Annotated in this window: 14 protein-coding genes; 5 read left to right on the top strand and 9 right to left on the bottom strand. The window is 72.6% G+C overall.

From position 1 onward, the window contains the following. Positions 1 to 50: 50 nt before the first annotated feature. Positions 51 to 668, top strand: a complete 618-nt coding sequence (locus tag EDD29_RS28570) for a GntR family transcriptional regulator (RefSeq protein ID WP_123667412.1) — start codon at positions 51 to 53, stop codon at positions 666 to 668. Positions 669 to 728: 60 nt separating this feature from the next. Here EDD29_RS28570 and EDD29_RS28575 read toward each other — a convergent pair whose 3' ends face one another. Then, entirely contained in the window at positions 729 to 2,075 is a 1,347-nt protein-coding gene (locus EDD29_RS28575) for a sensor histidine kinase (protein ID WP_123667413.1), read from the bottom strand. Positions 2,076 to 2,336: 261 nt separating this feature from the next. Between EDD29_RS28575 and EDD29_RS28580 the strand changes: the two genes are divergently transcribed. Continuing rightward, positions 2,337 to 3,227 carry a hypothetical protein gene (locus tag EDD29_RS28580; RefSeq protein ID WP_123667414.1) on the top strand — a complete coding sequence of 297 codons (891 nt, stop codon included), beginning with the start codon at positions 2,337 to 2,339 and terminating at the stop codon, positions 3,225 to 3,227. Positions 3,228 to 3,245: 18 nt separating this feature from the next. Here the strand turns inward: EDD29_RS28580 and EDD29_RS28585 are convergent, their stop codons facing one another. Continuing rightward, positions 3,246 to 3,857: a TetR/AcrR family transcriptional regulator gene (locus tag EDD29_RS28585; protein WP_123667415.1), complete on the bottom strand. Its 612-nt coding sequence runs from the start codon at positions 3,855 to 3,857 to the stop codon at positions 3,246 to 3,248. A gap of 88 nt (positions 3,858 to 3,945) precedes the next feature. On the opposite strand from EDD29_RS28585, the gene EDD29_RS28590 reads away from it, so the two are divergent. Beyond that, entirely contained in the window at positions 3,946 to 4,734 is a 789-nt protein-coding gene (locus tag EDD29_RS28590; RefSeq protein ID WP_211359966.1) for an SDR family oxidoreductase, read from the top strand. Positions 4,735 to 4,830: 96 nt separating this feature from the next. On the opposite strand, the gene EDD29_RS28595 is transcribed toward EDD29_RS28590, so the two are convergent. Genes EDD29_RS28595 through EDD29_RS28610 form a run of 4 tightly spaced genes read right to left on the bottom strand, consistent with a single transcriptional unit; the run spans position 4,831 to position 6,705 of the window. Further along, the gene (locus EDD29_RS28595; RefSeq protein WP_123667417.1) at positions 4,831 to 5,190 is read right to left on the bottom strand and encodes a fluoride efflux transporter FluC; all 360 of its coding nucleotides are present in this window, start codon (positions 5,188 to 5,190) and stop codon (positions 4,831 to 4,833) included. Continuing rightward, positions 5,187 to 5,603 (bottom strand): fluoride efflux transporter FluC, encoded by a 417-nt coding sequence (locus tag EDD29_RS28600; protein WP_123667418.1) that lies wholly within the window; start codon positions 5,601 to 5,603, stop codon positions 5,187 to 5,189. Before EDD29_RS28600 ends, EDD29_RS28595 begins: the two co-directional genes overlap by 4 nt. Positions 5,604 to 5,612: 9 nt before the next feature. Next, complete coding sequence (locus tag EDD29_RS28605) at positions 5,613 to 6,074, bottom strand: DUF3291 domain-containing protein (RefSeq protein WP_123667419.1); 462 nt, start codon at positions 6,072 to 6,074, stop codon at positions 5,613 to 5,615. A 13-nt stretch (positions 6,075 to 6,087) separates the two neighbouring features. After that, positions 6,088 to 6,705: a helix-turn-helix transcriptional regulator gene (locus EDD29_RS28610; RefSeq protein WP_342774447.1), complete on the bottom strand. Its 618-nt coding sequence runs from the start codon at positions 6,703 to 6,705 to the stop codon at positions 6,088 to 6,090. Between the two features lie 185 nt (positions 6,706 to 6,890). On the opposite strand from EDD29_RS28610, the gene EDD29_RS28615 reads away from it, so the two are divergent. Further along, positions 6,891 to 8,096, top strand: coding sequence for a beta-ketoacyl-[acyl-carrier-protein] synthase family protein (locus EDD29_RS28615; RefSeq protein ID WP_123667421.1), 1,206 nt, complete (start codon positions 6,891 to 6,893; stop codon positions 8,094 to 8,096). Positions 8,097 to 8,307: 211 nt separating this feature from the next. Here the strand turns inward: EDD29_RS28615 and EDD29_RS28620 are convergent, their stop codons facing one another. The 3 genes from EDD29_RS28620 to EDD29_RS28630 form a co-directional block, all read right to left on the bottom strand. Next, positions 8,308 to 8,997, bottom strand: a complete 690-nt coding sequence (locus EDD29_RS28620) for an NAD-dependent epimerase/dehydratase family protein (RefSeq protein ID WP_123667422.1) — start codon at positions 8,995 to 8,997, stop codon at positions 8,308 to 8,310. A gap of 88 nt (positions 8,998 to 9,085) precedes the next feature. Continuing rightward, positions 9,086 to 10,333, bottom strand: coding sequence for an erythromycin esterase family protein (locus tag EDD29_RS28625; RefSeq protein ID WP_123667423.1), 1,248 nt, complete (start codon positions 10,331 to 10,333; stop codon positions 9,086 to 9,088). 126 nt (positions 10,334 to 10,459) lie between these two features. Further along, positions 10,460 to 11,047 (bottom strand): TetR/AcrR family transcriptional regulator, encoded by a 588-nt coding sequence (locus tag EDD29_RS28630; protein ID WP_123667424.1) that lies wholly within the window; start codon positions 11,045 to 11,047, stop codon positions 10,460 to 10,462. Positions 11,048 to 11,139: 92 nt separating this feature from the next. Between EDD29_RS28630 and EDD29_RS28635 the strand changes: the two genes are divergently transcribed. Then, positions 11,140 to 12,117, top strand: coding sequence for a quinone oxidoreductase family protein (locus tag EDD29_RS28635; protein ID WP_123667425.1), 978 nt, complete (start codon positions 11,140 to 11,142; stop codon positions 12,115 to 12,117). Positions 12,118 to 12,248: the final 131 nt, after the last annotated feature.

Here is a 12,248-nt window from a genome sequence, read left to right on the forward strand (position 1 = left end):
AGGAAAAGTCGAATTCGACGGTATCCGTGTGTATACGTTAGAGTCCACGGGTGATCTACGAGCGGTTGCGTGAGGACGTCCTGGCAGGCCGGTTCCCTTCGGGAGCCCCGCTTCTGGAGACGGTCCTGGCCGCCCAGTACGGCGTCTCCCGGACCCCCGTGCGCGAAGCCCTCACCCGGCTCGCGCAAGACGGCCTGCTCAAGCGCGCGGCGCGCGGCTACGAAGTCCGCGCGGGCACCCCGGAAGACGTCCTGGAGATCTACGAGGCCCGCATCGCCCTGGAAGGCCAGGCCGCCGCTTCCGCCGCCGAACGCCGCACCGACCTCGACCTCGTCCGGCTCCGCCACCTCCACGAAGAGGCCTCCGACCCCGCCACCGCCCGCGAAGCCAACTCCCGCTGGCACCGCGCCCTATGGCAGGCCGCCCACAACGCCACCATCGAGGCCCTCCTCACCCGCCTCACCGCCCAGCTCCGGATCTACGACCGCACCCCCCACGAGACCCCCGAAGACCTCGCCCACACCCGCACCGAACACACCGCCCTCCTCGACGCCATAGCCGCCCGCGACCCCGCCACCGCCCGCACCACCGCCACCCACCACCTCACCCGCTCCCGAGACCTCCGCCTCCAATCCTTCGCCCGAGAACTCCCCGACCAGCACCTCTGAGCCCGGCCGCGGCTCCTCGTGGCGGGCCCGGTGGAGAGCCCCGATCCCGCTCCGACCTCGTCAGGCGAGGGGGAGGGTGACGTCTATGCGGGTGCCGGTGGGGGTGTCGGCGACGGTGGCGGTGCCCTGGTGGGCGTGGGCTATCTCGCGGACGATGGCGAGGCCGAGGCCGCTGCCGCCGGTGTCCTTGGTGCGGGAGGCGTCGAGGCGGGTGAAGCGTTCGAAGACGGCTTCGCGCATGTTCGGGGGGATGGAGTCGCCGTCGTTCTCTACCTGGAGGACGGCGTAGGGGCCGTCGGGGTGGATGCGGACGGTGACGTGGGAGGTGGCGTGGCGCAGGGCGTTGTCGAGGAGGTTGGTGAAAAGGCGGGCCAGGTTGAGGCGGGAGCCTTCGACATAAGTGGGGGTCCCTTCGAGGTCGATCCGGCCGTCGAGCCGGCGGCGGTCCAGTTCGTCCCGGACGAGGCGGGCCAGGTCGAGGCGCTCCTTGTCGCCGACCGCGCCGGAGTCCAGGCGGCTGAGCACGAGCAGGTCCTCGATGATCTCCTGGAGGCGGTCGACGCTGACCGTCAGGCGTTCCGCGGTCGAGGCCCAGTCGGTCTCGTCGGGGTGGAGCATGGCCCCGTCGAGTTCGGCGCGCATCGCCGTGACGGGGGTGCGGAGGTCATGGGAGGTGTTGGAGGTGAACTCGCGTTCACGGCGGAGCGAGGACTCGAGGCGGTCGAGCATCTCGTTCGCCGTCACCGCGAGCGCGCGCAGCTCGTCGTGGTGCGCGGGCAAGACGATCCGGCTGCCCAGCGCGCGGCCGCCCGCGACGGACGCGCCGATGTCCCGCGCGGCCCTGCGGATGTGCTCGACGGGCCTGAGCGCGCGGCCGACGACGAGGGCCGTGCCGAGGGCGGTGAGGCAGAGCAGGAACAGGCTCCCGATGGCGAGCTGGGCGAGGAACCCGTCGCTGATGTACCAGGGCACGGTGTCGTCGAAGGAGTAGACGTACCAGTCGCCGTCGGGCTCGTAGACCCGGAACACCACGACGATCTTGCAGTCGGGCATGCCGGGCATGTCGCACCGGACCCCGGTGCCCGTCGTGTCGTCGGCCGGGGGGATCAGATCCGACAGCCGCTCCTGCGCCGAGAGGGTGCCCGTGCCCGCGGCGACCACGCCCTTGGCGTCGATGACCTGGATGGTGCCCTCTTCGGCGACCTTCGGCGGGATCACCCGCGGCAGGTCGGCCCGCTTGATCAGGTGGACGGTCTTGAGCGCGGCGCCCTGGGCCCTCTCGATCTGGTGGGTGACGGCCTGGCCGTGGTTGACCAGCGTCAGCAGGGACGAGGCGACGACGCAGAGGACCGCCATCACGGCGGTGGCGATGACGGTGAGGCGCGTCCGGATCGACCAGGTGTTCATCGCGGGTCCCGGCCGGGCGCACGAAGCACCGCACGCGGCGGACCGAGCGCGCAGGGTCGTCGGCCGACCGCGGAATCCGGCACCTTCCCCCTCCCCGACGTGCGCGATGCGCTTACTGACGCGGCATCTGCCCTGCTGAGGGGGTATTGCCACGTACGCGTCCACACGAAGACCCGAACGGGTCAAATTCCCGGCAAGTCTGCCTGTGGACCTTACGCGGGGTCCGCTCTAGGCTCGCGGCCAACGAGGCGGGAGGCGGCGGTGGACGACCCCGAGGGCTGGCGGACCGAACCTCTGGCGGGCGGCGGACCGGACCGCGAGCCGCCGCGATGGCTGCGCCTCGCCCGCTCCCTGGCGGAATCGCGCGGTGTGCGGGCGCTCGGCGCCGCGGTCACGTGCGCCGTGGTCGCCGGACTCGCCTTCCGGGTCCTCGACGTCCCGGACCGCCCCACCGAACAGGAACGGCCGACCGGGCCCGTCGCGAAACTCTCGCCCGGCGTCGGCAGGCTGTGGCACGGCGACACCTGGTACGCGAGCGACACCCTCGTCCCCGACCTCGACGGCATCCCGCCCACTGCCGACCCCGCAGCGCGCGCGCTGGCGATCCTGGGCCACGCGGCGCCCGGGGCGCGGACCGCGAGCCTGTTCACGCTCCTCGCGCTGGACGCGCCGATCAGGGTGGAGGGCGTCCGCGTCGACCACCTCCGGTGCGAGGCCCCGGTCGCGGGCACCCTCCTCGTCACGCATGCCGGAGGCGCCGGAACCGGCGAGCCCGTCGTCGGGCTCACCGTCGATCTCGACGCCCCGGAGCCGTCGGCGACGCGCCTGGACTCCCCGGGCACGCCCTTCCCCGGCCTGCCCCTGGACGCCTTCCAGGCGCACAGGTTCGAGGTCGTCTTCACCTCGGCCCGGCACTGCCGCTTCCTCGCCCGGCTCGTCGTCTCCTCGCGGGGCCGGACGTCCGCCCTCGACCTGTCGAGCGAGACCCGCCCCGAGGCGGCCGCCCCGATCGGCTTCGAGGTGACCGGCCCCGCCGCGCGCTACGAAAACGCCTACGCCGTCGTCGGGGAGGGCGAGAAGGCCCGGATCGCCCGGCGGGATCCGCGCACGATCACCGTCGCGGACGGCGACCTCGTCCTTCCCGCTCCCTGAGCGCGGGACTCCCGGGCGTCAGGGTCCGGCGGGGGTGCGGGCCGCGGTGAGGGCGCGGACGGTCTCCACGAGGGTGGCGCGGCGGCGGTCCAGGGCGATCTCCTGGTCCTGCTCGTCGAGGACCAGGCGGCAGAGCTGGGGGACGGCGAAGTTCCAGGCCACGAGGCCGAGCAGGGTGAACATCCAGTCCTGGGCGGCCCGGGTGCGGGGCTCGCCTTCGGGGAAGGCGTCGGCGGCTCCGCCCTCGACGAGGTCGTTGACGACGGCGACGTAGCCCTCGCGGCGTTCGGCCTCACCGACGACGGGTCCGCCGGCGGTCTCCAGGGCCTCCCACAGGAGCAGGCGGATCAGGTCGGGGTGCTCGCGGTACCAGTCGAAGAGCTGGCCGACGCTCTCCCCCGCGGCCGCCGGGTCGAGGAGGTCGGCGTGGCACACCTCGTCGACCTTGGCCTGGACGACGCTGCCGAACAGCGCCTCCTTGTTGCCGAAGTACAGGTAGATCGCCTGCTTGTTGGCCTTGGCGGCGGTCGCGATGCGGTCGACGCGCGCGCCGGCGAGGCCGTGCGCGGCGAACTCCGCCGAGGCCGCCAGGAAGATGCGGCGGCGGGTCTCCTCGGCGTCGTAGCTCATGCCGAAAGAATAAACCATCCGGTTGACATTTCGCCTGAGCGGGTCCAAGGTTTAAACCAACCGGATGGTTTATTCAGGAGGAACTTCCATGAGCGTCACCGCACTCGCGCCCGCCCCCGTCCGCTCCCCGCTGCCCGACGGCCTGGCCGGCTCGACCGTCGTCGTCCTCGGCGGCACCTCGGGCATCGGCCTCGCCGCCGGGCGCCTCCTGCACGGGGTCGGCGCCCGCGTCGTCCTCGTCGGCCGCGACCGGAACCGGCTGGACTCCGCCGTCGCGGAGGTCTCCGCCGGAGACGCGGCGGGCACCGTCCTCGGCGCGACCGCGGACGCCGCCGACGAGGACGCCGTCCGCGCCGTCTTCGACCTGGCGGGCCGGGTGGACCACGTCCTGCTCACGGCGGGCAGCCTCACCGGAGGCGGCCCGCTGGAGACGCTGACCGCCGAAAGCGTCCGCGCCGCCTTCGACGGCCGGGTCTGGGCCGCGCTCGCCGCCGCGCGGGTGGCCGCCGAACGCCTGCCCGCGGGCGGCTCGATCACCCTGACCTCGGGTCTGTTCACCATCCGGCCCATCCCGGGCGTGAGCGGCGCCGCCGCCGCGATCGGCGGTGTCGAGACCCTGGCCCCCGCCCTCGCCGTCGAACTCGCCCCGCGCCGCCTGCGCGTCAACGCCGTCCGCTACGGCTCGTTCGACACCCCGCTCATGCGCACCCTCGGCGGCCTCCCCACCGACGAGGCCATCGCCGCCGCCGGCAGCACCACCCCCCTGGGCCGCTACGGCACCCCCGAAGAGGCCGCGGCCGCCGCCATCCTCCTCATGTCCAACACCTACATCACCGGCCAGATCCTCACCATCGACGGCGCCCAAAGCCTCGCCTGATCGCCCGGACGACGGGGCGGGGGACCCGCCGAGGTTCCCCGTCCCCGGAAGGCCGACGACCGGAGAAGGTCGGATTAGCGGGTCGTGGGCCTCGCGTCAGAGGGGGGAGGCGAGGTGGTGGGCGGCCAGGGCCGCGAGGAGGCCTGCGGTGATGGTGGTGAGGGTGTAGGTGGTGGCGCGGAGGGGGAGGCGGTCGGCGGTGGCGAGGCGGTAGGTGTCGTAGGAGAAGGTGGAGTAGGTGGTGAGGGCGCCGCAGACGCCGGTGGCGGCGAAGGACATGACGCCGTCGTTCGGGGAGAGGGCGAGGAGGAGGCCCAGGAGGGCGGAGCCCGTGACGTTGACGGTGAAGGTGGCCCAGGGGAAGGCGGGGGCGTATCGGTAGTGGATGAGGCGGTCGGTGAGGTAGCGGAGGAGGGCGCCCAGGGAGCCGCCCAGGGCCACCAGGAGGAGGGTCATCGGCGTAGGGCCGCTCGGGCGAGTCGGACTCCTACGGCCACCGCCAGCAGAGCCGCCACCGGGGTGAGAACCAGGTAGGCGAGGGCCTCTGCGCCGGGGAGGTCCAGGGCGTCGGCGACGTAGGTGGAGAAGGTGGTATAGCCGCCCAGGACGCCTACGCCCAGGAAGGGCCTGGTGAGTTCGGGGAGGGCGGGCAGGTCGGTGACCAGGGCCATGAGGACGCCCATGAGGAGGCCGCCGCTCAGGTTGACGCCGAAGATGGCCCAGGCGGAGGCGGTCTCGGGGAAGAGGCCGACCAGGGCCCAGCGGGCGACCGCGCCGAGTGCGCCGCCCAAGGCGACGACGCCCAGGACGGCCGGGCGGAGTTCGTCCCGTGCGCGCGCTCGCAGCAGACGCCTTTCGTCCTCGGTCACGGGCCGAGTCTAGGAGACGGAGATCCTCGGGGACGGGGCCGGGCAACGGTCGCGGAAGGTGAACGCCTCAGGTGACGGCCCATGCGCCCGCAGGTGCTCCAGCCGGGAGACCGCCTCCTCGGGGGTGGGCCGGTGGCCGTCGGGGACCCACCACAGGGCGACGGCGGGCTCGCCGAGGTGTTCGAACCACTCCCTGCGGCGGCGGAGGAACTCCAGGTGGGCGGTCCGGTAGGTGAAGTCGAAGAGGGACTCCACGGACTCCCAGGTGGCGAGGTTGATCATCATGAGGTCGTCCTCGTAGGGGCGAAGCGAGGTCGCGTCCTCCCCTGACTCGTCGACGAGCCGCCAGACGAACCCGGGCGAGGAGTCGGCGAGCGCGTTGACGGGTTCGAGCCCGGCCATGAAGGCGGCCAGGACCGGTGAGTCGGTCGGGGCGAGGGCACGGGCGACATTGACGACGGCGATCTGCATGGGTCCCAATATGTCAAAGTTCATTGGTTTTAGAAAGTGCGACGCAGCACCGGCCCGCCCCGGGGGCCATCCGGGCCGTCCAGGGCGTCCCGTCGGCCAGGCCCTCCAGCAACGCGAGGTTCATCGCGCAGACCAGCGGCGGGAACTCCTCGGCGAGCGTGTGGAACGGGCAGTTGAGCAGCCTGACCTCGCCGTCCTTCTCCAGCGGCACATAGCCGCGCGCCCGCAGCGCCTCCACCAAAGGCACTCGCTCCCCTGCGCGGCCCGCCTCCCGCGCCGCCTCGACGGCCTGCTCATCGAGCCCCGCTTCGGCGACCGTCTCGGCGAGCAGGGACGCGACGCCCCGGTAGTCCCGAGGCGGCACGCTGGCGGCGAACTCGCCCTCGGACCGCCGGTAGTACTTCGCCGGACGGCCCGCCCCCGGCCCCGCGCGGCCCTCCGGCCTGCGGAAGACCGCGTCGAGGAGCCCCCCCTCGACCAGCTTGTCCAGATGGAAGGCGGCGAGCGTACGGGAGATCCCCGCGGCCGCCGAGCCCTCGTTCCGGTCCACGTCGGCCCCGGCGCCCGCGACGAACTCGTACAGGCGGCGCCGGACGGGGTCCTGGAGGAGGGCGATCGCTTCGATGTCCACACCGGAGATTCTAAAACCAATCGTGATTGACCCAGCCTTGTGGTGAACCTACAAAGGCCCATGGGTCAGCTTGGTCGATGATCTGTAAGGCCATGCGGCCTCTTCCCTGGCAAACTCGGGTCTCAGGATGGAACGCCGTTCGCCAGCCAACGAACGTCGTTTGTGCGATCTATACGGGAGACAGCATGCGTGAAGCCGTCGTCACCGGCCTCGGCGCGACCACCCCGCTGGGCGGTGACCTGCCCTCGACGTGGGCGGCGCTGCTCGCGGGCAAGTCGGGCGTGACCCTCATCGAGGACGAGTGGGCCGCCGAGATTCCCTCGAGGATCGCCGGACGGCTGCTCGTCGAGCCGACCGAGTCGATCCCCCGGCACGAGGCCCGCCGCCTCGACCGCGTCGAGCAGATGGCCCTGGTCGCCTCCCGCGAGGCCTGGAAGGACGCGGGCGAGCCCGAGGTCGACCCGGTGCGCCTGGCCGTCGTGATCGGCACCGGCATCGGCGGCGCGATCACCATGCTCGAGCAGTACGAGATGATCCTCGACGGCAAGGCCCGCAGGGTCTCGCCGAACACGATCCCGATGCTCATGCCGAACGGGCCGTCCGCCTACGTCAGCATGGAGCTGGGCGCCAAGGGCGGCGCGCGGACCCCGGTGAGCGCCTGCGCCGCGGGGGCCGAGGCGATCGCCTTCGCCGCCGACCTCATCCGGCTGAACAAGGCCGACGTCGTCGTGACCGGTGGCGCCGAGGCCTGCGTCCACCACCTGACGATGACCGCGTTCGCCCAGATGCGGGCGCTGTCGACCCGCAACGACTCCCCCGCGACCGCCTCCCGCCCCTTCGACGTGACCCGCGACGGGTTCGTCATGGGCGAGGGCGCGGCCGTGATCGTCCTGGAGAGCGAGGAGTTCGCCAAGGCGCGCGGCGCCCGCATCCACGGCCGGGTCGCCGGCTCCGGGATCACCTCGAGCGCGGCGCACATCACCGCGTCCGACCCCGAGGGCCAGACCCGCGCGATCGGCATGGCGCTCACCGACGCCGGGCTCACCCCGCTGGACATCGACCACGTCCACGCGCACGCCACGTCGACCCCGCAGGGCGACGTCGCCGAGGCCGAGGCGATCGCGACGGCGCTCGGCACCCACCCGGTCGTCACCGCCACCAAGTCGATGACCGGCCACCTCATCGGCGCGAGCGGCGCGCTCGGCGCGATGAGCGCGATGCTCTCGGTCCGCGACGGGATCATCCCGGCCGTGCTGAACCTGAACGAGATCGACCCGGAGATCAAGGTGGACGTCGCCGTCGGCGCGCCCCGCGAGACGCAGGTCCGCGCGGCCGTCGCCAACAGCTTCGGCTTCGGCGGCCACAACGTCTCCCTGGTCTTCACCCCCTGACACCCGGACTCCCGGGGCCTCCGCGCGCCCCGGGAACCCACGCGCGAGGGCCCGCCGCAGCACGCGGCGGGCCCTTCGCCGTTCCGGTGATGGCGGCCCTTGGGCTGGAAGTCCTCGTAGACGATGGTGCCGAGCGCGGCGAGGACGCCGAGCGCGGTGGTGGCGGCCTCCGGCGTCACGGCGGAACCGCGGGTCGTCCGCCATGCGCGTGTCAGTGCGGCGTCGCGTCGGGCGCGGCCTCGGCGAGGCGGTTGATGTCGGGGTTGCGCAGGATCTTGGGGCCGTCGCCGTCCAGGCGGGTGACGGCGAGCATGGCGCTCCCCACGGCGTCGCTGGTGGTGACCCAGCGGGGGAAGACCCGCCGCAGGAGCGGGTACAGGCCGCCGGTGAGGCGGTACAGGATCCGATAGAGCGGGGTCTTCGAGGTCGCGCCGCCGACCGGCTGGATGTAGCCGGGGCGGAACATGTACGCGGGCATCGGCATGGCGAGCAGGTCGTTCTCGGTGCGGCCCTTGACGCGGGCCCACATCTGGCGGCTCTTGCCGGTGGAGTCGGTGCCCTCGCCGGAGACGTAGACGAAGGTCAGCGCGGGGCTCGCGGCGTGCAGCGCGCGGGCCGCGGCGAGGGCGTAGTCGTAGGTGACCCGGGTGTACTCCGTCTCCCCGAGTCCCGCGGCGGAGACGCCGAGGCAGTACAGGCAGGCGTCCAGCCCTTCGAACGCGTCCAGGACCGCGCTGTAGTCGGTGAAGTCGGTGTGCACGAGCTGCCGCACCTTGGGATGCGCCTCGGGCAGCGGGGCCCGGACGACGGCGACGACCTCGGTGACGTCGTCGTCGCGGAGGCAGGCGCGCAGCGCGCCGTGCCCGACCATTCCAGACGCTCCGAAGACGATGACGCGCATGGGTGCTCCTCAGGCTGCGGGACTCAGGGGGCGGCGAAGGAGGAGGGTCCGAGCGGCGCCGGACACCATGATCCCAGCCGCGCGCCGCTCAGGGGAGCCGACGGGCAGGGGTGACGTGGTGGAGGTGGAGGAGGACGTCGAACCAGTCGGCCGGCGCGCCGCCGGTCATGTGGTGGGCCGCGTCGTTCGCGGGATCGTAGACGGGGCCGATGGCGCGGAACCGGGCCGTCCGGGCGAGCCAGGCGGCGACGGCGGGGGGACGGGACCCGCGCAGGTCGAGAAGGAAGTCACCGGGGCCGAGGTAGGACTCGAAGAGTTCGGGGGCGGCCTCCGGGACCCGGTGGTCGCCCGCCTCCGTGTACGAGGCGAGTTCACCCTCCCGGAAGGTCAGCCCGATCGAGACATAGCCGGATCCGAGGCGTTCACGGAGGAATCCGCCCGCGTTGGGCAGCGTGCGGGGCGGCGCGGGCGGGAAGCTCATGGCCCTTCCCGGACCGTTGGAGGAGTGCGAACTGGACGTCCACCACAGGACCTTCTCGCCGAGGTGCCCCTGCCACCAGGTGAGGTTCTCGGCGAAGCACCGTTCGAGGCAGGCCATGTGGTGCGGATCGTTCGGCGACGGGTCGTGGTCGTGGAACTCATGGAACTGGACGATGAGGGCGGCGTTCCACACCATCCGGGAGTCCGTCGTCAGCTCGGCCACCAGCGCGTGGGCGGCGCGGGCGCGGCGCGCCCAGGCCCCTCGGTCGGCGCCGCTCCGGACCCGGCCCACATAGGCCCAGGGGCCTTCGTCCGGGCCGGGACGGAGACCGGCGTAGAGATCCGCGACCTCCCGCGCGCGTGAAGGGGCGACGGTCCGCAGGTGGTCGACGATCTCGTCGTGCAGCGCGACGTCGAGGGCGTGCGGGGCCAGCCCGACCAGACGGACCGGGCGTTCCCGGTGGTCCCGGTTGAAGGCGCGCATCCAGGTGAGGAGGCCGAAGACCTCCTCGGTGGCGGTGAACGGCGGGGCCGCCTTCAGGAGGGCCCGCAGATCCCCTTCGCCGGTGCGGACGTACTCGTCGAGCCGGAGGCCGAACCCCCGGTCCACCTCGAACGCGACGGCCCGGAACCCGCCCTCCTCGACCAGGAGCCGCGCGATCCGCGTCTGGAGGTCGAACAGCTCGTGCGCGCCGCGCGTCCCGGCCCCGTAGCCGACGACCGACGCGTCGCCGACCATCGACAGCAGCGGCCGGAGGTCGTCGAGAGGGGCCGCAGGGTCCACCGAGGCCACCGGCCGCGACCGCTCCTCGATCCAGGCGAGGACGGCCGCGCGTTCTTCTCCCGTTTTCGTCATGGTCCGAGACTCGGACATCAAGCACGGTTCAGGTCAAGGCCCGCCGCGGCGTGCGGCGGATCACACCGTCTGAGCGACGGCGTTCCACGCCCCGCAAGCCCGACGACCTCGGCCGGGCCGGCTGGATCACGCATCCAGCAGGGTCGTAGCCATCAGCCGCAAGGTGACCGCCAGCCGTTCCCCCTCTCCCTTCTCCAGGAGTCGCAGAATGGGCTCATTGCCCAGCGTCGACAACAGGACGTGCGCCACCAGCTCGGCATCCAGCGAGGGGCGCAGCTCGGCGAGCAACATGCTGAGGTGGCCGTGCCAGAAGCGGTAGACAGGATGGTCGTCGTCCGCCCTGGGGTGCTGGGTGGTGGTGACGGCGTGGCCGAGGGCCGCGAGCAGGCCCTTGTTGCGGGCCACCACGTCCACGATGCCGTCGAGGAACGCGAGGAGACGCGACCGGGGGTCGGCGTCGGGGCCCAGCGGAGGCGGGCCGGAGACGACGGCATCGTGCAGGGCCAGCGCGCGGTCCTGGATCAGGGCCTGCATGAGGCCCATGCGGCTGCCGAAGCGGTGGAACACGGTGCCTTTGCCGACGCCCGCCGCCGCGGCGACCTGTTCCATGGAGATCTCTTCCGGGCGGTACCGGGCCAGGAGCTCCTCCGTGACGCGCAGGATCTCGCGGCGGTTGCGGGCCGCGTCGGCGCGTTCGCGTCTGACTTCCGTCATCGAGGAACCTCCTGGACAACTGGACCGGCGGTCCAGTACGTTCGTCACAAGTTGACTGGTGGTCCACTTTAGCCCGGGAAAGAGGGGTCGTCATGCGGCGCGTCCGCTACCACGAGTACGGGGGACCTGAGGTCCTGCAGGTCGAGGAGGCCGAGGTGCCGATTCCCGGTGAGGGGCAGCTGCTCGTCAAGACGGAGGCGATCGGCGCCAACTTCGTCGACACCAAGTACCGGCAGGGGCCGGAGGCGGGGGCGATCTTCCAGCGGCCGCTGCCGGGCAAGCCGACCGGGGACGTCGTCGGCACCGTCGAGGCCGTCGGTGCGGGCGTCGAGGGATTCGCGGTCGGAGAACGGGTCGCGGCCCTTGTGGCGGAGGACGCTTACGCCGACTACGTGCTCGCCACGGCGCAGTGGGTCGTCAAGGTGGCCGAGGGTATCGACAACGGTTCGGCCACCATGCTGCCGATGGGTGCGCCGGTCGCGTTGCGCGCGCTGCGGACGGGCGACTTCACCCCCGGTGAGTCGGTACTGGTGCACTCCGCGGCCGGCGGCATCGGGCACCTCGCCGTGCAGATCGCGAAGCTGCTCGGGGCCGGCGCGGTGGTCGCCACCGCCGGTTCGGACGCCAAGCTGGAGTTCGCCCGCGAGCACGGCGCCGACGTCACGGTGAACTACACCGAGGAGAACTGGACCGACCAGGTGCGCGCGGCGGTGCCGGGCGGGGTCGACATCGTGCTCGACGCGGTCGGTGGCGACATCCTGCAGCGCAGCTTCGAGGTGCTGGCGCCGTACGGCCGGGCCGTGACCTACGGTGCGGCCGGCGGTGACCTGATCTCCGTACCGGTCACGAGCCTCTTCGCGCTGAAGTCCCTGGCGGGCTTCAACCTGACGGCATGGCGGACGGCCAGGCCCGAGCGGGCGCGCGCGGAAATGGACGAGCTCGCCGGCTACTTCGCCGCAGGCAGGCTCACCACCGCCGTGCACGCCACCGTGCCGCTCGCCGAGGCGGCCGAGGCGCACCGGCTGCTCGACGACAGGGCCGCGCTGGGCCGGGTTCTGCTGGTCCCGTGATGCCTTTGAGCGGGCGCGGGGTGCGCGAACCCCGCGCCCGCCCTCTTCACCTCGGCTCGCCCGCGATGCGGGACGGTCCTCGTCCAGGAAGACGCCGGCACCGCCCACGAGCGGCTCGTCCCGGTCGAGCG

The organism is Actinocorallia herbida, assembly GCF_003751225.1.
GTDB lineage: Bacteria > Actinomycetota > Actinomycetes > Streptosporangiales > Streptosporangiaceae > Actinocorallia > Actinocorallia herbida.

Bases quoted from the DNA above. Each gene is read 5' to 3' on its own strand.
- EDD29_RS28575 (WP_123667413.1), bottom strand. From the start codon at position 2,075: ATGAACACCTGGTCGATCCGGACGCGCCTCACCGTCATCGCCACCGCC.
- EDD29_RS28585 (WP_123667415.1), bottom strand. From the start codon at position 3,857: ATGAGCTACGACGCCGAGGAGACCCGCCGCCGCATCTTCCTGGCGGCC.
- EDD29_RS28590 (WP_211359966.1), top strand. From the start codon at position 3,946: ATGAGCGTCACCGCACTCGCGCCCGCCCCCGTCCGCTCCCCGCTGCCC.
- EDD29_RS28595 (WP_123667417.1), bottom strand. From the start codon at position 5,190: ATGACCCTCCTCCTGGTGGCCCTGGGCGGCTCCCTGGGCGCCCTCCTC.
- EDD29_RS28605 (WP_123667419.1), bottom strand. From the start codon at position 6,074: ATGCAGATCGCCGTCGTCAATGTCGCCCGTGCCCTCGCCCCGACCGAC.
- EDD29_RS28615 (WP_123667421.1), top strand. From the start codon at position 6,891: ATGCGTGAAGCCGTCGTCACCGGCCTCGGCGCGACCACCCCGCTGGGC.
- EDD29_RS28620 (WP_123667422.1), bottom strand. From the start codon at position 8,997: ATGCGCGTCATCGTCTTCGGAGCGTCTGGAATGGTCGGGCACGGCGCG.
- EDD29_RS28625 (WP_123667423.1), bottom strand. From the start codon at position 10,333: ATGACGAAAACGGGAGAAGAACGCGCGGCCGTCCTCGCCTGGATCGAG.
- EDD29_RS28630 (WP_123667424.1), bottom strand. From the start codon at position 11,047: ATGACGGAAGTCAGACGCGAACGCGCCGACGCGGCCCGCAACCGCCGC.
- EDD29_RS28635 (WP_123667425.1), top strand. From the start codon at position 11,140: ATGCGGCGCGTCCGCTACCACGAGTACGGGGGACCTGAGGTCCTGCAG.